18 protein-coding genes are annotated in these 21,749 nt (G+C 42.2%); 15 read left to right on the top strand and 3 right to left on the bottom strand.

Features of this window, described 5'->3' with window-relative positions; translation table 11 throughout:
- Positions 1 to 63: 63 nt before the first annotated feature.
- From rluF to Q0993_RS11070, 3 genes are all read left to right on the top strand, one after another.
- Positions 64 to 810, top strand: a complete 747-nt coding sequence (gene rluF / locus Q0993_RS11080; RefSeq protein ID WP_299532939.1) for a 23S rRNA pseudouridine(2604) synthase RluF — start codon at positions 64 to 66, stop codon at positions 808 to 810.
- A 265-nt stretch (positions 811 to 1,075) separates the two neighbouring features.
- Positions 1,076 to 2,404, top strand: a complete 1,329-nt coding sequence (locus Q0993_RS11075; protein WP_299532936.1) for a carboxypeptidase-like regulatory domain-containing protein — start codon at positions 1,076 to 1,078, stop codon at positions 2,402 to 2,404.
- A gap of 226 nt (positions 2,405 to 2,630) precedes the next feature.
- The gene (locus Q0993_RS11070) at positions 2,631 to 3,683 is read left to right on the top strand and encodes an LD-carboxypeptidase (RefSeq protein ID WP_299532933.1); all 1,053 of its coding nucleotides are present in this window, start codon (positions 2,631 to 2,633) and stop codon (positions 3,681 to 3,683) included.
- Positions 3,684 to 3,700: 17 nt separating this feature from the next.
- Here Q0993_RS11070 and recQ read toward each other — a convergent pair whose 3' ends face one another.
- Positions 3,701 to 5,914 (bottom strand): DNA helicase RecQ, encoded by a 2,214-nt coding sequence (recQ, locus tag Q0993_RS11065; RefSeq protein WP_299532931.1) that lies wholly within the window; start codon positions 5,912 to 5,914, stop codon positions 3,701 to 3,703.
- Between the two features lie 195 nt (positions 5,915 to 6,109).
- Here recQ and Q0993_RS11060 point away from each other — a divergent pair, with 195 nt between their 5' ends.
- The 3 genes from Q0993_RS11060 (at position 6,110) to lptB (ending at position 8,779) form a co-directional block, all read left to right on the top strand.
- Positions 6,110 to 7,075, top strand: coding sequence for an SIS domain-containing protein (locus Q0993_RS11060; RefSeq protein ID WP_299532929.1), 966 nt, complete (start codon positions 6,110 to 6,112; stop codon positions 7,073 to 7,075).
- The gene (gene tatC, locus Q0993_RS11055) at positions 7,075 to 7,935 is read left to right on the top strand and encodes a twin-arginine translocase subunit TatC (protein WP_299532927.1); all 861 of its coding nucleotides are present in this window, start codon (positions 7,075 to 7,077) and stop codon (positions 7,933 to 7,935) included. The genes Q0993_RS11060 and tatC overlap by 1 nt, the downstream gene beginning before the upstream one ends.
- 103 nt (positions 7,936 to 8,038) lie before the next feature.
- Positions 8,039 to 8,779 carry an LPS export ABC transporter ATP-binding protein gene (gene lptB, locus Q0993_RS11050; protein ID WP_299532925.1) on the top strand — a complete coding sequence of 247 codons (741 nt, stop codon included), beginning with the start codon at positions 8,039 to 8,041 and terminating at the stop codon, positions 8,777 to 8,779.
- 24 nt (positions 8,780 to 8,803) lie between these two features.
- Here lptB and aac(6') read toward each other — a convergent pair whose 3' ends face one another.
- Both aac(6') and Q0993_RS11040 read right to left on the bottom strand, forming a co-directional pair.
- On the bottom strand, positions 8,804 to 9,262 hold the full coding sequence (gene aac(6'), locus Q0993_RS11045; RefSeq protein WP_299532923.1) for an aminoglycoside 6'-N-acetyltransferase: 459 nt from the start codon (positions 9,260 to 9,262) through the stop codon (positions 8,804 to 8,806).
- A gap of 3 nt (positions 9,263 to 9,265) precedes the next feature.
- Positions 9,266 to 10,009: a CDP-alcohol phosphatidyltransferase family protein gene (locus Q0993_RS11040; RefSeq protein ID WP_299532920.1), complete on the bottom strand. Its 744-nt coding sequence runs from the start codon at positions 10,007 to 10,009 to the stop codon at positions 9,266 to 9,268.
- Positions 10,010 to 10,106: 97 nt separating this feature from the next.
- Between Q0993_RS11040 and Q0993_RS11035 the strand changes: the two genes are divergently transcribed.
- From Q0993_RS11035 to Q0993_RS10995, 9 genes are all read left to right on the top strand, one after another.
- A complete protein-coding gene (locus tag Q0993_RS11035; protein ID WP_299532918.1) occupies positions 10,107 to 11,288 on the top strand; it encodes a DUF4105 domain-containing protein in 1,182 nt (393 codons plus the stop codon).
- Between the two features lie 3 nt (positions 11,289 to 11,291).
- Complete coding sequence (locus tag Q0993_RS11030; protein WP_299532915.1) at positions 11,292 to 13,166, top strand: ABC-F family ATP-binding cassette domain-containing protein; 1,875 nt, start codon at positions 11,292 to 11,294, stop codon at positions 13,164 to 13,166.
- Positions 13,167 to 13,266: 100 nt separating this feature from the next.
- Complete coding sequence (locus Q0993_RS11025; protein ID WP_299532912.1) at positions 13,267 to 13,773, top strand: hypothetical protein; 507 nt, start codon at positions 13,267 to 13,269, stop codon at positions 13,771 to 13,773.
- 31 nt (positions 13,774 to 13,804) lie between these two features.
- Positions 13,805 to 13,960 carry a hypothetical protein gene (locus Q0993_RS11020; protein WP_299532909.1) on the top strand — a complete coding sequence of 52 codons (156 nt, stop codon included), beginning with the start codon at positions 13,805 to 13,807 and terminating at the stop codon, positions 13,958 to 13,960.
- 217 nt (positions 13,961 to 14,177) lie between these two features.
- Positions 14,178 to 14,753, top strand: a complete 576-nt coding sequence (locus tag Q0993_RS11015; RefSeq protein WP_299532907.1) for a cob(I)yrinic acid a,c-diamide adenosyltransferase — start codon at positions 14,178 to 14,180, stop codon at positions 14,751 to 14,753.
- A 196-nt stretch (positions 14,754 to 14,949) separates the two neighbouring features.
- Positions 14,950 to 15,174, top strand: coding sequence for a DUF2795 domain-containing protein (locus tag Q0993_RS11010; protein ID WP_013994285.1), 225 nt, complete (start codon positions 14,950 to 14,952; stop codon positions 15,172 to 15,174).
- A gap of 215 nt (positions 15,175 to 15,389) precedes the next feature.
- Complete coding sequence (gene secA / locus Q0993_RS11005) at positions 15,390 to 18,752, top strand: preprotein translocase subunit SecA (protein ID WP_299532905.1); 3,363 nt, start codon at positions 15,390 to 15,392, stop codon at positions 18,750 to 18,752.
- Positions 18,753 to 18,912: 160 nt separating this feature from the next.
- A complete protein-coding gene (locus Q0993_RS11000; protein ID WP_299532903.1) occupies positions 18,913 to 20,307 on the top strand; it encodes a Gfo/Idh/MocA family oxidoreductase in 1,395 nt (464 codons plus the stop codon).
- 80 nt (positions 20,308 to 20,387) lie between these two features.
- Positions 20,388 to 21,731, top strand: coding sequence for a sensor histidine kinase (locus Q0993_RS10995; RefSeq protein ID WP_367279603.1), 1,344 nt, complete (start codon positions 20,388 to 20,390; stop codon positions 21,729 to 21,731).
- The last annotated feature ends 18 nt before the right edge of the window (positions 21,732 to 21,749 follow it).

Below are 21,749 nucleotides of genomic sequence, written 5' to 3'. Positions count from 1 at the left end.
TGCACATATTTATAAGGGGGCCCGATCAAAAAGGCTATCTTTGCAAATTCCAAATAATTAGAAGTGTCCGACCCAAAATCCATTCGAATCAACAAGTTCCTAAGCGAAGTCGGTTATTGCTCACGTCGTGAGGCAGATAAGCTTATTGGGCAGGGCCGTGTTACTGTAAACGGGCAAATCCCCGAAATGGGTTCCAAGGTTTCGGAAAACGATACCGTTCATGTGGATGGGGAACTTATTTCAGAACCCAAGGAAAAACCGGTCTATTTGGCCTTCAATAAACCTATTGGTGTCGTTTGTACCACGGATACCCGGGTAGAGAAGGACAATATTATAGATTATATTGGTTACCCTAAACGTATTTTTCCTATAGGCCGCTTGGACAAAATGAGCGAGGGCCTCATCTTTCTGACCAACGATGGGGATATTGTCAACAAAATCCTAAGGGCAAGAAACCGGCATGAGAAGGAATATCTCGTTACCATCAACAAGCCTATAGACTACGATTTCGTGTACAAAATGTCTAATGGCATACCTATATTGAACACGGTGACGCGCAAATGTAAAGTGGAGCAAACTGGTCAACGGGAATTCAGGATCGTGTTGACGCAAGGCTTAAATCGGCAGATACGCCGTATGTGCGAATACCTGGGATACCGGGTAAGAAGTTTGAAACGTGTCCGTATTATGAATATCAAATTGGACGTCCCGACGGGGCAATGGCGGTATCTAAGCCAAACCGAGCTCAACGAAATCCATCGACTGGTCAAGGCCTCTTCCAAGACCCATGATGCCGGCCACAGGAGATAAAAAGATGATTGAAAACCCCAACTATTATAGTACCGACGACTATTTCCCAGGTTTCATTTTTTAAGGATGCAGAGGTTTGCATAGTGCAAATGCGGTTGTCCCGTGGTTCAATTTCAATACAAAAAGTAAAATGGAAGAATACCATGCACAATCCTGAAAAGATACGAACAAATAGGGTTTATTACCATCTTTTTAACAAAGTATTTCGTTAAAAATGCGTACCTTAGAGTTAACTTAATTCGTTGAGTGCCAAATATTAATCGCAATGCAGAATTTTATACAATTACCCAACAAATCCCTAGTGGCGGCATTATTGATAGTGTTTCTCATTGGGGTAATCGGAACACATAGGGCATCCGCTTTTTTCCAAAACGATCAACAACAGGAGATTTCCTTTAATCAATATAAGGGAGAAGTAATGGATGCATCCAACAAAAAACCGTTGGTATTCGCCACCCTGACCATTGAGGGAACCAATATAAGTACCATTACCAATACGGAGGGCGAGTTTGCCCTTAAAGTACCTAAGGACATAACAGAGGGTAACGTTACGGTCTCTTTCTTGGGGTACAAGGACAAGATAGTACCTTTAGCCCAATTTGAAAGCAATAACAATAAGATACTCATGGAGGTTTCCGTAACGGAACTCTCCGAGGTGAATATCGAAATCCCAAAGAGCGCCGGTGAATTGGTCAGGCAGACCTTAAAAAGAAAAGGGGACAATTATTTTGATGATCCTACTTTAATGACAGCCTTTTATAGGGAGACCATAAAAAAAAGAAGAAAAAATGTTTCCTTGTCCGAAGCAGTGGTCAATATCTATAAAACCCCCTATACATCACCACGTAGGGACGCTGTACAATTGTATAAGTCCAGAAAAAGTACGGACTATAGCAAGTTGGATACGGTAGCCCTAAAACTTCAGGGCGGTCCCTTCAACACCCTTTTTGTGGATGTAATGAAATATCCTGAGTATATCTTTACGGAGCAGTCCATAGATAAGTACGTATTCGAGTTTGATCGTTCGACCCGGGTCAACGACAAGCTAATTTATGTGGTTAACTTTGAACAGCACAGTAGTATTCCGGAACCACTATATAAGGGAAAACTTTATATAGACGTCCAGAACAGGATTCTTACCAGTGCCATATTCTCACTAAACATAACGGATAAGAATTTGGCTTCCAGAATGTTCGTCAGAAAGAAGCCTTCAAATGCCAGGGTATGGCCCAATGAAGTGGCATACAGGGTAGACTATCGGGAAAAAAATGGCAAATGGTACTACGGTTATAGCAATGTGCTTCTGGAGTTCAAAGTCAATTGGGATAAAAGGCTGTTCAATTCAGTTTATAGTATGACCTGTGAAATGGCCGTTACGGATTGGGAGAAAAACTTGTCCAGTGAATTCCCAAAATCAAAGGAAAGAATCAGGTCTTCCATTATTTTGGCGGAGGCTGCCAGTGGTTTTTCGGATCCCGATTTCTGGGGGGAGTACAATATAATAGAACCGGAAAAATCCATTGAATCCGCTATTAAAAAGATACAACGGCAACTGAAAAGAGCCAAGTCCAGAGGTGGGGCATCCGCTCCTTAATACTATCGGATAATAGTAATACATATGCAAAGCCGTTGAGGAATACATTTTTCAACGGCTTTTCTATTTTTCAAAGTTGACTTATAATCAAAGTGTTATTTTTTCGCAAATGTAGGGGGCTATATTGCATTTATCCATGCCCGCCTTTAGGGATTTTAAAAGTATATTTTTTGCATATTTGGTCTTGTTTAAATTTATTATTTTCAGGTTGTTTTTATACAGACCCATGCAAAAAAGAAGACAATTTATCGGCTCGGTTCTTGGTATTTCGGCTACAATGATGCTCCCAAATGACGCTTTCGGTAACGGTAATTCCATTTTTGAGAACGAACGTATTTTCCCCCCACAATTACGTAAAGGCAATGTTGTGGGCTTAATCGCCCCTGGATATGCCATAAATGAAGAAGTTCTGGAAGAGGCAAAAACTGCGCTAAGGGCAATGGGTCTTGTTCCCTATCATACGGAACGTATCTTGTCAAAGCATGGCTATTTTAGTAATACCGATGCCCAAAGGGTCAAAGATGTAAATCATATGTTCGCCAATCCTGACGTAGACGGTATTCTATGCGCCAGAGGAGGGTATGGTTGCACCCGAATCATGCATCTGGTGGACTATGAAAGCATTAAAAAAAACCCTAAGGTTTTTATCGGTTTTAGCGATATTACGGCACTTCTGAACGGTATCTTTACGGAAACCGGACTTATTACCTTTCATGGTCCTGTGGGGAGTACACTCAACGACCCTTATAGTATTGAGCAATTACAAAAAGTGGTAATGCATCCCCAAGATCAACTGCTCATCCAAAATGCCAAAATCAAAAATCAACGAATAAGGGAGAATCCTGAATATGAACGTTATGTCATCACTCCTGGTATAGGAGAGGGTAGACTTTTAGGTGGTAGTTTAACCCTTATCAATGCACTCATCGGAACGCCGCATGAAATTGATTTTACAGATTCCCTTGTCTGTATAGAAGATGTTGAAGAAGCACCCTATCGTATCGACCGCATGTTGACACAGTTACTGGCAGGCCAGTCATTTTCCAAGGCCGCAGGTATACTTTTTGGTGTAAGTGCGGGCTGCAATTCATCTACCAATCCGGATTCCTTTAGTTTAAAAGAGGTGATTATGGATAGAATAGGGCCTTTGAAAATACCCTCGGTATACGGCATGAGCTTTGGCCATGTAGCCCAAAACTTTACCTTTCCCATTGGGGTTAAGGCCCGATTGAACACGGAGGATATGACGTTACAGCTCTTGGAAAGACCTTTGGGATAACACTTTCCCCAAAAAGGTTAGTTGGCCACTTCACTTATAAACTTTAAGCGATAGAGGCGCAATTCGTCATCCTCATAATCCCCGTCAAACTCTTCCATGGCATCATCTATGTTATCAGTCTCCGCCTCTAGGAAATAGTCGTGTATTTCCTCTTGCTGGTCCTCATCCAAAATTTCGTCGATCCAGTAACCCAAGCTCAATTTAGTGCCACTAAATACAATCTGTTCCATTTCCTTGATCAGGTCCGGAATTTCAAGACCCTTGGCCGATGCAATATCGTTCAAAGGTAATTTGCGGTCTATATTTTGAATGATGTAAAGTTTTAGGCCGGAATTGGCCCCAGTGCTTTTTACGACCAAATCTTCTGGACGAACGATATCATTTTCCGCTACATAGGCGGCTATCATTTCCACAAAAGGCTTCCCATACTTTTTGGCCTTCCCTTCCCCTACACCATGGATATTCAGCAACTCTTCCATGGAAATGGGATATTTTAAGGCCATATCCTGTAGGGAGGGATCCTGAAAGACGACAAAAGGGGGAACTCCCAGCTTTCCTGCCTGGGACTTCCTTAGGCCTTTTAATTGTTTTAGTAGTTTTTCATCGGCTATACCGCCCTTGTTCGCCGCACTTACGATTGCATTGTCAGTGGCCTTATTGTACACATGGTCCTTGGTCATCATAAAGGATACGGGCGACTCCAGAAAATTCTTACCTTTTTGGGTTACATGTAAAATCCCGTATTGCTCAATTTCCTTTTTTAGGAGTCCGGCAACCAAGACCTGGCGTATTAATGCCATCCAGTGATTTTTATCCTTGTCCGAACCAATGCCGAAAACTGGTTTCTCATCCGTCTTATGGGAGGATATCAAGGCATTTACCTTACCGCGCAGGGTATTGACGATTTCCTTCGATTTGAATTTTTCATTCGTTCCCTGGACCACCTTTAAAAGTTTTATTACATCTTCCTTGGCCTCTTGTTTCTCCTTGGGGTTTCTGGTATTATCATCCATCTCCGCCCCGTCCCCATTTATTTCATCAAACTCTTCTCCAAAATAATGTAGCATAAATTTTCTTCGGGACATGGAGGTCTCCGCATAAGCCACCACCTCCTGTAAAAGCGCGTTTCCTATCTCCTGTTCGGCAACCGGCTTTCCGGACATGAACTTTTCAAGTTTTTCAATGTCCTTGTACGAATAAAAGGCAAGGCAATGGCCTTCTCCTCCATCCCTACCGGCACGGCCGGTTTCCTGATAATAACTTTCAATGCTCTTAGGAATGTCATGATGGATAACAAAACGCACATCTGGTTTGTCAATGCCCATTCCAAAGGCTATGGTAGCTACCACCACATCTACCTCCTCCATTAAAAACATGTCCTGGTACTTGGAACGGGTTTTTGCATCAAATCCAGCATGATACGGCACTGCGCTAATGCCATTTACCTGCAACACCTGCGCCAGTTCTTCCACACGTTTCCTGCTCAGACAATAAATGATTCCAGATTTCCCGGTATTCTGTTTTACAAATCGGATAATGTCCGCATCCACATTTTCGGTCTTGGGCCGTACTTCATAAAAGAGATTGGGTCTATTGAAGGAAGCCTTAAAGACCTTGGCATCCATAATCCCCAAATTCTTTATAATATCCTCCTGTACCTTTGGAGTAGCCGTTGCGGTAAGCCCTATCATAGGTATGTCATTGCCCAAGCGGTTTACAATAGTTTTAAGGTTTCGATATTCCGGCCTAAAATCGTGTCCCCATTCCGAGATGCAGTGCGCCTCGTCCACGGCAACAAAAGAAATCTTTACCGATTGTAAAAAATCCACATATTCATCCTTAGTCAAGGATTCGGGAGCCACGTACAATAATTTTGTCACACCTTGGGTAATATCCAACTTTACCTGTTTTACCTCATTTTTCGTCAAGGAGGAATTGAGCACATGGGCCACCCCATTATTGGAAGAAACGCCCCGTAGGGCGTCCACTTGATTTTTCATCAGCGCAATGAGTGGTGACACCACTATGGCCGTTCCTTCTTGCATCAATGCAGGGAGTTGGTAGCATAATGATTTGCCGCCACCGGTGGGCATGATTACAAAAGTATTATTTCCTTGGATTATATTTTTTATGACCCCTTCCTGAAGTCCTTTGAAGTGCGAAAAACCGAAGTATTTTTTTAAAGAGGCATGAAGGTCCAGTCCATTCGAAACCCTACCGTTTTTTTGCATTTTATATCTGTTGAATTAGAGCGCAGTCAAAATTTTAATTACTTAAGATACGTATTTTTAAAATTTAAAACGCTTTTTGTTCAATTTAACTTTATTAAAACATAAAGTATCCCATAAAATTAAGTTTACGTAGTTTTGTAAACTTAAATATAGCACTCTTTTAGGAATACTATCCACAATTTAGACATTTATAGGTTGAGCAAAAACGAAGCCATACTTGCCTTGGCAAAAAAAACTTTTGAAACGGAAAGTAAGTCCATTGGACATCTTGCCTCTTTATTGAACGACGATTTCCCAAGTGCGGTTGAATGTGTTATAAAATCCAAAGGAAGGGTAATTGTCTCCGGCATCGGTAAGAGTGCTATTATCGCCTCTAAAATTTCGGCAACTTTAAATTCCACCGGTACCCCGGCCGTATTTATGCATGCCGGTGATGCCATTCACGGGGATTTGGGCACCATACAGGAAAACGATGTGGTCATCTGCATTTCAAAAAGTGGCAGCACTCCCGAAATTAAAATGCTGGTTCCCCTCATAAAGCGGGGTAAAAACAAATTGATCGGAATGACCGGTAATCCAGATTCATTTTTGGCCAAACAGTCCGACTTTGTCCTAAATACTTTTGTTACCAAGGAGGCCTGCCCAAACAACCTGGCCCCGACCACAAGTACAACGGCCCAATTGGTCATGGGAGACGCCCTGGCCATATGCCTACTGGAACTCAAAGGTTTTAGCAGTACTGATTTTGCCAAGTACCACCCCGGGGGATCTTTAGGAAAGCGCCTCTATTTACGGGTAGCGGATATTGCCCAAAACAATCAACGTCCACAGGTGGAAATGGATACGGATGTGAAAAGGGTTATTGTGGAGATTTCCGAAAAAATGCTCGGTGCCAGCGCGGTCATAAAGGATGAAGAGATCGTGGGAATCGTTACGGATGGCGATGTTCGAAGAATGTTGAATAAATACGATAACATCAACGGACTTACTGCAAAGGACATCATGACATCGAATCCAAAGACCATAGAATCCGATGTGTTGGCCATTAAAGCATTGGAATTAATGCAAGATAAGGGAATATCCCAAGTGTTGGCGGTGGAAGGGAAAAAGTATGTGGGTGTAGTACATTTGCATAATCTAATCAATGAAGGAATACTCTAATGGCAAAAAAGGTAAGTAAAGACCCTAATGAAATGTCCTTTTTGGATCATTTGGAAGAGTTGCGATGGCATTTGATACGCTCTACCCTAGCGATAGTTATCATTGGATGCGTGGCATTTGTTTTTAGTGGCTTTGTATTTGACTCCATTATCTTTGCCCCATCGCAAATGGATTTTCCGACCTATAGATTCTTCTGTAGGGCGGCCACCTTTATTGGGATTGAATCGGATTTTTGTGCGGACAAGCTTCCCTTTACCATTCAAAGCCGTACCATGGGTGGGCAGTTTTCCGCTGATATCTGGACAGCCATCTGGGTAGGTTTTATTGTGGGCTTCCCTTATGTGCTGTACGAAATGTGGAAATTTATAAGCCCGGGGCTTCATCCCAACGAGCGTAAGCACTCCCGCGGATTTATTCTTATTGCCTCCGCCCTTTTCTTTATGGGCGTACTATTCGGATATTATGTAGTGGCTCCCTTGTCCATAAACTTCTTGGGTACCTATCAGGTGAGCGAACTGGTCCTTAACGAATTTGACATTAGTTCCTTTATAGGTAGCGTAAGAACATCTGTTATTGCCTGCGGTGTTCTTTTTGAATTGCCTATAGTCATCTACTTTTTGACCAAAGTAGGCCTGGTGACCCCTGAAATCATGAAGAAGTACCGAAAAATTGCTTTGGTAATCGTCCTGATTCTTTCTGCGGTAATCACGCCCCCGGACGTAACCAGCCAAATCATAGTGGCGGTGCCGGTATTGATTTTGTACCAGGTGAGCATCTATATTTCCAAGGTGGTCCTAAAACGGGAGGCAAAAAAGGAAGCGAAACAAAAAGCCGAGGCCTCAGGGTTAAAAAAGACCTAAATGCTAAAGTGTTTCAAAAGTTTCTTGTTTCTTTTGTCTTGGTTATATTAAAATGTAAAAGCATAAAATTGTGAACGGAAACGGGAAAGGTGATATATAGGAAATGAAGCTAAGAGCCGAAAACATCATGAAGGCCTACAGGGGCCGAAAAGTGGTAAAGGGGATTTCACTGGAAGTAAACCAAGGTGAAATCGTTGGTCTGTTGGGGCCGAATGGGGCAGGAAAGACCACATGCTTTTATATGATCGTGGGCCTTATTAAACCCAATGACGGGCGCATATTCCTTAACGATATGGAAATCACCAAATTTCCCATGTACAAGAGAGCCCAGAACGGTATTGGCTATTTGGCACAGGAAGCTTCCGTATTTCGCAAACTAAGCATAGAAAAGAACATTCTAAGTGTATTGCAGCTCACTAAATTGAGCAAAAAGGAGCAACTCATGAAGATGGAATCCTTAATCGAGGAATTCGGTCTTGGACATATTCGAAAAAACCGTGGGGACCTACTTTCTGGCGGGGAGCGCAGACGTACGGAAATAGCAAGGGCACTAGCTACGGATCCCAAATTTATTCTTTTGGACGAACCCTTTGCCGGTGTCGATCCCGTTGCCGTTGAGGACATACAGCGCATCGTGGCCCAATTGAAGAACAAAAATATAGGTATACTTATTACGGACCACAATGTACAAGAGACCCTTGCCATTACGGAACGATCGTACCTTATGTTTGAAGGAGGTATCCTAAAATCGGGGATTCCTGAAGATTTGGCCGCTGATGAAATGGTTCGCAAAGTCTATCTGGGTCAAAATTTCGAACTTCGAAAGAAAAAACTGGATTTTTAAAAGCGGCTAGCATGGAAAAGAATACTACGGGCCCTTTTTCAAATCCTTTATATAATGGACCAAGGTATCTTCTTCCCTAAAACCGAGACCTAAATGAAATTTACGTGATTGCTCATTGGAAGCCCATGTATCCGAACCCATTTGCGTACATCCCTTTTGCAAGATCCATTGCTCGCCTAAATCTACCAATTTTCGGGCAACACCATGTTTTCTGTAGTCGGGTTTTATAAAAATGGCCTCAATATAACCTACGGGTGTGGAATTGGAACCTTCCACATAGTCATGGCGTATGGATACATTGATAAAACCGATTATGCCTTCCTTACTTTTGGCAAAGAAAGTCTCCTGGTTATCCGATTCCATAACCTGGTGCAAATCCCTTTCCAAATGATCCATTGCGTACCCTGGAAACAACTCCAAAGACATTTTGCGCCATTCGTCAAAATGCGCCTTATTGAACCTTATATATGCAATGTTATCCAATTTCTACTTGTTTTTGGCGGTTATATTCCCGGTCCAAGATTCCAAGATATAAAAGACAATAATAATCGGTATGCCCAAAAACCGCATGGTGATCAATAAGACCAAACTTATAATGATAAAAATGTAGCGCAAGGCATTATCCTTGAAACTCCAATTTTCAAATTTAAGGGCGAAAAGTTCAATCCTTGAATTTAGCAAAAATCCACTTAAAAGAGTTACACTTATTAAAAACCATTGATTTAGAATAACTTGGTTCAGCACATCATTATTCTGATATAAAAGAATCAGCGGAAGTGAAATAATCAACAAGGCATTGGCAGGTGTCGGTAAGCCGATAAACGAGGTCGCTTGATTTTCATCAATATTGAACTTGGCCAAACGGTAGGCAGAGGCCAAAGTAATCAGAAACCCAAAAAAAGGTAAAAAAGAAATGTTGGTAATACTATCCCAAGAAATCGTGGAAGCTGTGTTCGAACCGCCCAGGGCCGACATATTCAACAGCTGGAACATAATAATACCTGGCACCAAACCACTTGTAATCATGTCTGCCAAAGAATCCAATTGAACACCTAATTCACTTTTTACGCGTAGAAGTCGAGCGGCCAATCCATCCAAAAAGTCAAAGAAAATCCCCAAACAGACAAAAAGGGCGGCCATTTCCAACACATTGGCCACAGCAAACACGGTCGCTATGCAGCCGCAAAGAACGTTCAATAGGGTAATCACATTCGGAATATGCCGTTTCATTATTGTCGGTTTTCGTAAAAATAAGACAATTTTTGGGCAATCGGATTAGTCCATATTTTATTCGGATATTTGCTCAAGTACCATTACTCGGTAAATTATGCGATCAAGAGCACTGTTGTTAGCGCTATCTTTTGGTTTGTCCTTTTGGGGCGTTTCCCAAGAGGTACAACTTTCACAACTATCCAGGATAAGCATTCTTACCTGTGGCCCTGGGAGTGATTTATATACGACCTTTGGCCATAGCGCCTTTAGGGTAAATGATCCATCAATTGGAATTGATGTAGTATATAACTATGGAACCTTTGATTTTAACCCTCCAAAATTCTATTTTGAGTTTGCACAAGGCAAATTGTTGTATTCGTTAAGTAGACAGGACATGGGTCGTTTTCTAAATGTCTACAAGTACGAAAACCGCTGGGTAAAGGAACAAATCCTAAATCTCACCCTACCGCAGCGCCAGGAACTGTTCCGATTTTTGGAAGTGAACAATCGGCCAAAAAACAGAACATATAAATATGATTTTTTCTATGATAATTGCGCTTCAAAAATTTGGGATATACTTAAAGAGGTCTATGGCGAACAATTGCAATTAAAGGAAAACTATTTAAAAAATCTATACACATTTCGGGAATTGATCCATCAACATTTAGAGACGAATTCTTGGTCGGCTTTCGGAATTGATTTGGCCTTGGGATCGGTTATTGATAAAACGGCTTCTCCCAAAGAGCATATGTTTTTGCCTATTTATGTAATGCGGCAATTGGAGGGTTCCCAGTTGGGAAAAAAACCCCTTGCCTATGCCACCAAAACGCTCTTGCAGACGCTCCCTATCAAAAAGGGTAACAATTTTTTCCTGACACCCTTATTTTGGCTTTTGATCGTACTGGCCATAGTTTGGATCATCACCTATGTCGACTTTAAAAAGAATAAAAGAAATCGTTGGCTTGATTTTACACTTTTTAGTATTACCGGATTGGCGGGGTGCCTTATTTTTTACCTATGGTTTTTAACGGATCATACCGCTACGGTCGGCAACTTTAATATATTGTGGGCGTTCCCTATAAATTTAGTCCTATCTGTTTACCTGATTCGAAAAACAAAAGCCCCAAAATGGCTGACCGGATATTTAAAAGTGCTTATGGGGCTTTTGGTCTTGATGATTATTTTGGGGCTTTTTAAGATCCAAATATTCTCACCTTTGCTCCTGCCCATTCTATTGGCCTTGGGGACCCGTTATTTTTATTTACTGCTGCAAATTCGAAATTCCAGGGCATTTTAAAGGATGAATCTGACCACAGTAGAAAATATAGTGAAGTCGTATGGGGAACTCGTACTTTTCCAAAATATATCCTTTGGCATCAACAAAGATCAAAAGATAGCCCTGATCGCTAAAAATGGGACTGGAAAGACTTCGATCCTTAACATTCTTTCCGGACAGGACACTCCTGACTCCGGACAGGTAAATTACCGGAAAGGACTTCGTATCTCGTATTTGGAACAGGAACCTGACTTAAATCCACAACTCACCATAGAGCAGACTATCCTTGCATCGGATAACGAAGTAATCCAAATAATTGCGGATTATGAAAGGGCATTACAATATTCCGATAATCAAGACGCCTATCAAAAGGCATTTGAAGCTATGGAACGCTATGGGGCCTGGGATTTTGAAACCCAATACAAACAGATTCTTTTTAAACTGAAACTGGAAAATTTGGATACAAAGATCGGGCTCCTCTCCGGAGGGCAGAAAAAGCGTTTGGCATTGGCCAATGCCCTAATCAATAGACCTGACCTGCTCATTTTGGATGAACCCACCAACCATTTGGACCTGGAAATGATAGAGTGGTTGGAACAGTATTTCATTAAAGAAAATATAACGCTATTTATGGTTACCCATGACCGTTATTTCCTAGAACGGGTTTGCAATGAAATTTTGGAGCTGGATAACGGAAAGCTATATGGGTACAAAGGCAACTATTCCTATTATTTGCAAAAAAAGGAAGCTCGTTTGGAGCAGGAATCGGTGGAACGACACAAGTCCCAACGGCTGTACAAAAAGGAGCTGGATTGGATGCGAAGGCAGCCCAAGGCCCGCACCACGAAATCCAAATCCCGTACCGATGATTTCCACACCATAAAGGAAAAGGCCCACCAACGTAGGAAAGAACATGAAATACAATTGGAACTGAATATGGAGCGGATGGGCAGCAAAATCCTGGAACTTCATAAGGTTTCCAAAAGCTACCCTGAAAAGCCTATTTTGGAAAGGTTCGATTATACCTTCACCAAAGGTGAACGTGTTGGAATCATTGGAAAAAATGGTACGGGAAAATCTACATTCCTCAATATTATTACCGGGACGGATAGACCCGACAGCGGGAAAATAGTAGTCGGGGACACCATTAAATTCGGCTACTACACACAAGCCGGAATCACCATTAAAGAGGGACAGAAGGTTATTGATGTCATTCGGGAGTTTGGCGACTATATCCCCTTGAAAAAAGGTAGGCAAATCTCGGCTCAACAGCTATTGGAACGCTTCCTTTTTGATCGTAAAAAGCAGTATGATTTTGTCGAAAAACTGAGTGGAGGGGAGCGGAAACGACTTTATCTATGTACTGTGCTTATCCAAAACCCCAATTTTTTGATTTTGGACGAACCGACCAACGATCTGGATATTATAACGCTCAATGTATTGGAGAATTTTTTACTCGATTTTCCAGGATGTTTGATCGTAGTATCCCATGACCGCTATTTTATGGATAAAATCGTAGATCACCTTTTTGTTTTCAAGGGCAGTGCCATTATAGAAGACTTTCCGGGGAATTATTCCGACTATAGGGCCTATGAGGACAGTAAAACTAGTGAGGCAAGGCAAGAAAAGGGAGCCCCTTCCGAATCTGGGCCAAAAAAATCGTGGAAGACGGAAGACAATAGGACCAAAATCTCCTACCTGGAACAAAAGGAGTACAAAAAGTTGGAAAAGGACATTCAAAAATTAGAGCGTGAAAAAGTTGAGATAGAACAAAAGTTTATGGATACCTCCCTTAGTGGTGAAGAAATAGACGAACTATCCATTGCGTTACAGAAAATAACGGATAGCATAGACCAAAAAACCGAACGTTGGTTCGAACTATCGGCGATGTTGGAGTAGCCCCTATGAAGCAGGTTAAACTTAAGTTTGTCCAAGTAGGCCCACCATATTTAGAAACTGGTCCCGTCTTTAAGGGTAGTGGTCCAATTGAATACTAACCGTGTCAGTAAGCTTTTTCAAATACCTAAAATTCCTGTTTACTTCCTGCAATCAGCACGGGGTGCATTCCCCGTTTGTCTATAATTTTATTACCCGATCTCTGTATACCAAACCCAGGTACAAAGGCAACAAGGTCTTTGATATACTGCTAAAGAGTATTGGCTATTTTAACGCCCGGATAGTCCATTTTCCTACAGAAAATAGTGTTTTAAAGGATGTAATACAGGAGAGTTTCCCAAAAACGGTATTCAAGGGAAAGCCTTATGACATTATCTACTTGGAGCATCCTGAAGAAGACCCCTTTCAAGACTACGGTTCACTTGGAAATGCAATTCAGAATGATAGTATGGTATTGATCAATTCCATCCATAAGAACAGAAAAGCGGAGACGCATTGGGAAAACATAAAAAAATGGGAACACGTTACCGTAACCATAGATTTCTTCCACTGCGGAGCTGTATTCTTTAGAAAGGAACAGGCAGAGGAGCATTTTAAAATTCGGATATGATCGCGTAATTTTAAATATCAAGAAAAACATTATGGATTATTCAATTTATACCGTACTTGGGATACTTTTTGTGGTCTATCTTTTCATTACGATTTACAATAAGAAACAATCCAGACGCCGAAGGGATAAAAAATTTATGGATGGCTATGGGCGGCATAGAAAAAAGGAAGAAGACGAAAAAAACTAGGCACCAAAAGTACAATATGGGCCTTACCAAGGGCTTGAAACCGGATTTATGAACTGAAACGAACATGAATTTTTTAATCAGGAATTGTATATAGTGGAGTGCTTAAAATAAATTCATGAAAGAACGAGTACAACGCGTGCTTGCCTGCCTCAGGCAGGGTTGCTTGGGTTCCTAAATTTTATATGGCTTTTTTTAAGCATTTAGAAATTTCAAACACATGAAAATATATACCAAGACAGGCGATGATGGTACCACGGCATTATACGGGGGGACACGGGTCGCAAAGCACCATATTAGAATTGACAGTTATGGAACGGTGGATGAACTCAATTCCTGGCTAGGACTGATTCGGGACCAAAAGATAGATGAAAATACCAAACAGGTATTGGCAAAGATTCAGGATAAATTGTTTACCGTCGGCGCTATTTTGGCCACAGATCCTAAAAAGGCCCAATTGAAGAGTGGGCGGGAACGATTAAATATTCAAAAGATAGGAAGTAAGGATATTGAACTCTTGGAAAAAGAGATGGATAAAATGGATGAAACACTTCCACCAATGACTCATTTTATACTTCCGGGGGGTCATACAACAGTGTCATACTGCCATATTGCCAGAACCATCTGCAGGCGAGCGGAGCGCTTGGCGGTTCAATTATATGAAAAAGAACCGTTTGATGACCAAGTTTTGTCGTATATAAATAGACTTTCCGATTATCTCTTCGTATTGGCACGAAAGTTGTCAAAGGATTTACTGGCAGAAGAGGTTAAGTGGATTCCTGAAAAGGGAGAATGAAAGACGATCAGGGTTGGCCTAAAAGTTGCACTTTCATCGGTTAAATTTGTCTTTCTCTAATAATTTCATTATTTCTTCGTTATCAAACTATCAATACAAAAATAAATGGTGAAAACGGCTGAAATACTTGTGAAATAACTTGACAATGTCGTTTTAAAATTTATTTTTGCAAAAAATTTAAAATCAAACTATTACCATGTATTGGACATTAGAATTAGCATCCTATTTGAGTGATGCGCCATGGCCAGCTACCAAGGATGAATTAATAGATTACTCCATCCGTACCGGTGCTCCTTTGGAGGTTGTGGAAAACCTTCAATCTATGGAAGAGGAAGGTGGGGAAATATATGAATCCATTGAAGAGATATGGCCAGATTATCCTACCGAGGAAGATTACCTCTGGAACGAGGACGAATATTGATAACATTAACGCAATTGCAACAAAAAAGTCTCTAACGAGGCTTTTTTTTTATGTAATTTTGGCAGCAAATCGCCTGCATTTTAGGCGATTTTAAAAACTGGAATGCCTTTTGTTGACACAGTAGGTGTGCCAAGAGAAAGACACGTTTAATACAAATCATGGCTGCTTGTACTTTTTTGATTTTGCCGTGATTTTTGATAGTAATACCATCTAGTATGAGTTTGTTAAATTCAGTTCTAAAAGCCTTTGTGGGCGATAAATCCAAAAAGGACGTCAAGGAGCTACAGCCTTTGGTCGTTAAGATAAAATCCTTCGAATCGCAGTTGGAGGGGCTGAGCCACGATGAGTTACGGAACAAGACTGTGGAATTCAAAAAAAGAATTCAAGACGATAGTAAGGATGCCACTGATAAAATAGCGCAATTGGAGGAAGAGGTACAGGCCTCCAATGATATTGATAAGAACGAGGAAATTTATTCGGAAATAGATAAACTTAGGGAAGAGGTTTACAAACTATCGGAGAATACCTTGAATGATATCTTGCCCGAAGCCTTTGCTGTGGTAAAAGAAACTGCCAAGCGATTTGTTAAAAACGAGACCATCACCGTAAAAGCCACGGAATTTGACCGCGAGCTTTCCGGAAGGAAGGATTATGTATCCCTGGACGGTGATGATGCCGTATGGAAAAATTCTTGGGATGCCGCGGGGAAGGAAGTCACTTGGGACATGGTGCACTATGATGTGCAGCTCATTGGGGGCATAGCCCTACATCAAGGAAAAATTGCGGAAATGCAGACTGGGGAGGGAAAAACCCTGGTGGCCACATTGCCCTTATATCTTAATGCCCTGGCCGGAAAAGGGGCACATTTGGTAACCGTAAACGACTATCTGGCCAAACGGGATAGTGCATGGATGGGGCCCCTCTTTGAATTCCATGGGCTTTCCGTAGATTGTATCGACCACCACCGTCCCAACTCGGACGGAAGGAGGGCTGCCTACAATGCGGATATCACCTACGGTACCAATAATGAATTTGGTTTTGACTACCTAAGGGATAATATGGCCCACACCCCGAAGGATCTGGTACAACGTCCTCACCACTATGCCATTGTGGATGAAGTAGATTCCGTTTTGATCGATGATGCCCGTACCCCCTTGATCATTTCGGGACCTGTTCCCGAAGGCGACCGCCACGAATTCAATGAGCTAAAGCCAAAGATTTCGGAAATCGTCCAAAAACAACGTCAACATCTGACCGGGGTTTTGGCAGAGGCCAAAAAATTGATTGCCGAGGGCGATACCAAGGAAGGTGGCTTTTTATTGCTTCGTGTACACCGCGGCTTGCCCAAGAATAAGGCCTTAATCAAATTTCTGAGTGAGGAAGGCATAAAACAGTTGCTGCAAAAGACAGAGAATTTCTATATGCAGGACAACAACAGGGAAATGCCAAAAGTAGATGAGGACCTACTCTTTGTCATTGAAGAAAAGAACAACCAAATAGAACTCACGGATAAGGGAATCGATTACCTGTCCGGGGAGCAGAATAGGGATTTTTTCGTGATGCCGGATATCGGCAGTGAAATCGCCAAGATCGAAAGCCAAAATTTGGAAATCGAAAAAGAGGCCGAGCTAAAGGAAGATCTATTTAAAGATTTTACCGTAAAAAGTGAGCGCATCCATACCTTGACCCAGTTGTTAAAGGCCTATACGCTCTTTGAAAAGGACGTGGAATATGTGGTTATTGACAACAAGGTGCTCATTGTAGACGAGCAGACGGGCCGAATTATGGATGGACGCCGCTACTCGGATGGATTGCATCAGGCTATCGAGGCCAAGGAAAATGTAAAGATAGAGGCCCTTACCCAAACCTTTGCCACGGTTACCTTACAAAACTACTTTAGGATGTACCGCAAATTGGCCGGTATGACGGGAACTGCCGTTACGGAGGCCGGAGAGTTCTGGGAAATCTATAAATTGGATGTTGTCGAAATCCCCACGAACCGACCTATAGCACGTGACGATAGAAACGACCTTATTTACAAGACCAAAAGAGAAAAGTACAATGCCATCATCGATGAGGTCACCAAACTCTCACAGCAGGGTAGACCGGTTTTGATCGGTACCACCTCGGTCGAGATTTCGGAACTACTTTCCCGAATGTTGACCATTAGAAAGGTAGAGCATAATGTACTCAATGCCAAACTACATAAAAAAGAGGCCGACGTTGTGGCCGAAGCAGGTAAGCCTGGTGTAGTGACCATTGCCACCAACATGGCGGGCCGGGGAACGGACATTAAACTAACAGATGCCGTTAAGCAGGCGGGTGGATTGGCCATCGTGGGCACGGAACGTCATGATTCCCGACGGGTGGATAGACAGCTAAGAGGGCGTTCCGGTCGTCAGGGAGATCCGGGAAGTTCACAGTTCTATGTCTCTTTGGAAGATAATCTAATGCGCCTTTTTGGTTCGGAACGTGTAGCCAAAATGATGGATAGGATGGGATTGGAAGAAGGTGAGGTCATCCAGCATTCCATGATGACCAAATCTATAGAAAGAGCCCAGAAAAAAGTAGAGGAAAACAATTTTGGTGTTCGAAAACGTTTGTTGGAGTATGACGATGTCATGAACGCCCAGCGAGAGGTAGTCTATAAAAGGAGACGGCACGCCCTGCAGGGTGAGCGCCTAAAGGTAGACATCGCCAATATGGTCTATGATACCTGTGAGGTTATAGCGGACACCAATAAGGCGGCCAATGACTACAAAAATTTTGAATTCGAACTCATCAAATATTTTTCCATTACTTCTCCAATATCCGAGGAGGAGTTTACGAAAATGGGGGTGCAGGAAATCGCGAACAAGGTGTATTCCGCCGCCTATGAGTACTATCAAAATAAAATGGAGCGTAATGCCGCAGCTGCATTTCCGGTAATCAAACAGGTATATGAGGACAATGCCAATAAATTTGAGCGTATCGTTGTGCCGTTTACGGATGGTGTAAAAAGCTTAAATGTGGTCACCAATCTTAAGGATGCCTATGAAAGTGATGGTAAGCAATTGGTGACCGACTTTGAAAAGAACATCACCCTGGCCATAATAGATGATTCCTGGAAGACCCACCTCCGCAAGATGGACGAATTGAAACAGTCCGTACAACTGGCGGTCCATGAACAGAAAGACCCCTTGCTGATCTATAAGTTCGAAGCTTTTGAACTTTTCAAAAGTATTATCGATAAGGTAAACCGAGAGGTGGTCTCGTTCCTGTTCAAAGGAGAACTGCCAACAGCAAACCCCAATGAGATACAGGAGGCGCGAAACGTTCGTAGACCTAAGGAAAATCTTCAGACCAGCAAGGAAGAAATTCCCAATAGTGATGAGTTGGCCGCCAGAAACAGAGCAGCCGGACAGACCCAAGGTCAAAGACCCCAGGTTACGGAGACCATTGTTCGCGAACGACCTAAGATTGGTAGAAACGAAAGGGTTACCATAAAGAACATCATGTCCGGGGAAAGCAAAACGGTGAAGTATAAGCAGGCCGAACCTCTTATCAACAAAGGGGAATGGGTCCTTACTGAAGATTAAAAAGTTTCGTCTTTATAATAGGACTTACGGCGGCCAATTGGCCGCCGTTTTCTATGCTAAAAACTCAAAAACCAGTCTATTTTATTCAATTCCAATAGGCTGTAATCCAGATAATCCAAAAAATCAATATCTTTAAAACAAACCTTAGCTCCTTAAAAAAATGACAACATCCAGACGCAAATTCCTTTCCTCCATCAGCATGTTAGCGGCAAGTTCCGCACTGCCCCTACACGCTTTTGATTTTGGCACTGCCAAAAAGCTTAAAGTAGCCTTGGTGGGCACAGGCATTCGGGGCATCACCTTTTGGGGCAAACGCTTGGTAGACGAGTACTCCGATATTTTGGAGTTTGTGGGACTCTGTGATATCAATCCGAGTAGGTTGGAATACGGAAAAGGGTACATTGGTACCTCTTGCCCCACCTTTACGGACTTTGGGAAAATGGTGTCAACTACAAAACCGGATTTGGTCATTGTCACCACCAAGGATTCCACACACCATGAGTTTATTATCAAGGGATTGGAAATGGGCTGTGATGTACTTACGGAAAAGCCATTGACCACGGACGAAACGAAATGTCAGGCGATTTTGGATGCTGAAAAGAAGTCCGACAAAAACCTTATCGTCGGTTTCAATTATAGATGGAGCCCCTACGCCACCAAGGTGAAGGAACTTTTGGCCAACAATGCTATTGGAAAATTGGTTTCCGTAGATTTTCACTGGTACCTCAACACCTATCATGGGGCCTCATACTTTAGAAGATGGCACGGACAGATGGAAAGCGGAGGTTCCCTTTGGGTACACAAGGCAACCCATCATTTTGATCTTCTCAACTGGTGGATAGACTCTGAGCCCGAGGAAGTATTTGCCTATGGGGATTTGGAATTTTATGGAAAGAATGGTCCTTTTAGAGGCGATAAGTGCCGCAGCTGTGAGCATCAATCCAAATGTGATTTTTACTGGGACATCACTAAGGACGAATTCAGCAAAAAGCTTTATGTGGACCATGAACACGAAGATGGATATATCCGTGACAACTGTCTATTCCGAAAAGAAATCGACATCTATGATAAAATGTCGGCCCAGGTAAAGTATGCGGACAATACCATTCTAAACTATTCCTTAACCACCTATTCACCGTATGAGGGTTGGCGTGTTGGTATTAATGGTACCGAAGGTAGGATCGAGGCTTGGCAGGATATTCCATATTTTAAGAATGAAACTACGGATGAGGCCGAAAAACATGCCAAGGAAATGGAACAGACCAGTAAAGATGAAATCTACTACGAGCCAGTAATCCTACATAAGCTTTGGAAGACCCATGAAACGGTACAAGTCCCCATGGAGAAAAGTGGTCACGGTGGTGGCGACAAAAGACTGCACGATAAAATCTTCAAGACCCCGGAAACCGAGGACGAATTTGGACGCACGGCAGGTGTTAGGGATGGGGCCATGTCCATTCTTATCGGAGTAGGTGCCCGGCGCAGCATTGAAGGAGGCAAGCCCATTAAAATTGCAGACCTTACCGATTTGAAGCCCAAAATTAAAAGAAGTTAAGGGACAAGCTTATAAAACCCGAACAGGCCTCCAATAATATAGCGAGCGTAGGTTTGGACAAAAGGCAAAAAAACTTCCTTGTGCCCAAAATAGTAGCGGCACCATTTGGAAGATATACCAAAACATGGTTAGTTTTACAGCGTAACCCTAACCTGACCTACCCTTTCTATGGCATCCGCCAACAGCATCGGTATCTAATACGCTTGGATATGCAGTACACTAAGGGAATGGAAGAAAGATTACGGGACAAGGCCAGACTGGTACTCAAAGTAAACTACTTCACTTCCATTTGTTCCCTGATTTTCTGTTTGCTCTGCTTCTTTGTGCTCAATATCACCAAGGTTATTCCCTATGTTTTTTTGGTATTTGGTGTACTCAACTTGATAAACACTTTTCTTTATAGGTATCACAAAAACCTGGCCCTTGCCTATAATATCGTTTCTATCATGGCATTGGGTGGGGCAACTCTTATCACTTTGTACAGTGGCGGCATCAATAGTCCGTTTATATTTGTGTTGGCATTGGTTGTTGTAGCTGGCTATGTGAGTACAAAGACGTATGGTGCCCTATATCTATACCTTATTTTATCGATTATTCTACTGATTTATGCACAAAGTATTGCCGATTTTAGATTTGCGGCCAATGTAGTTCCGGAAGGTTCCAAGGATCTATTTGCCTTATTGAGCATATTGTTTTCTGTCTACCTCTTGGGTGGGGTGTTCGGAAAAAACCTATTGCGTGTCCATCATAAACTCTACAAGACCAAAAATGAGGTGGAGGAAAAAATTAAGGAAAAAGAAACCTTGTTGAAAGAGGTACATCACCGGGTAAAGAACAACTTGCAAACGGTATCCAGCTTATTAAGCCTTCAATCACGGAACATTGACGACAAGCAGACCAAAGATCTTTTAAAAAACAGTCAGAACCGGGTCATCTCCATGGCTATGGTACACGAGATGCTATACATGCGCGAAGATCTTTCCAAAATAGAATATAAATCCTATGTGGAGGAATTGGCCGAATATCTGGTACGCTCCATTAAGGGAACCAGTAGCAATATTACCTTGGATATTGATATTCCGGATATAAAACTAAATATCGATACTGCGATACCCTTAGGATTGTTGATCAATGAAGCGGTAACAAATGCCCTTAAATATGGTATTGTGGATGATTCCAAAGGGGAAATCTTTATTAAGTTACGAAGGGGGGATGATGGTGAATACCAACTTAACATTGGCGATAACGGCATTGGATTTCCGGAAACCATGAATCACAAGACGACCAAATCCCTAGGACTAAAACTTATCCATAATCTGGCCCGTCAACTACGGGGTTCCATAATACGGGATGTCACCAAAAAGGGCACCTATTACATCGTGAAGTTTCGGGAAATCCATCAAAAGGTGCCGTCCTTGGCATAATTGCCAAAACCTCGGATT

This window comes from Ulvibacterium sp. (genome assembly GCF_028285715.1).
Classification (GTDB): Bacteria; Bacteroidota; Bacteroidia; order Flavobacteriales; family Flavobacteriaceae; genus Ulvibacterium.
Note: the sequence above shows the minus strand (reverse complement) of the source record. Positions and strands in the feature narration are given on the sequence as shown.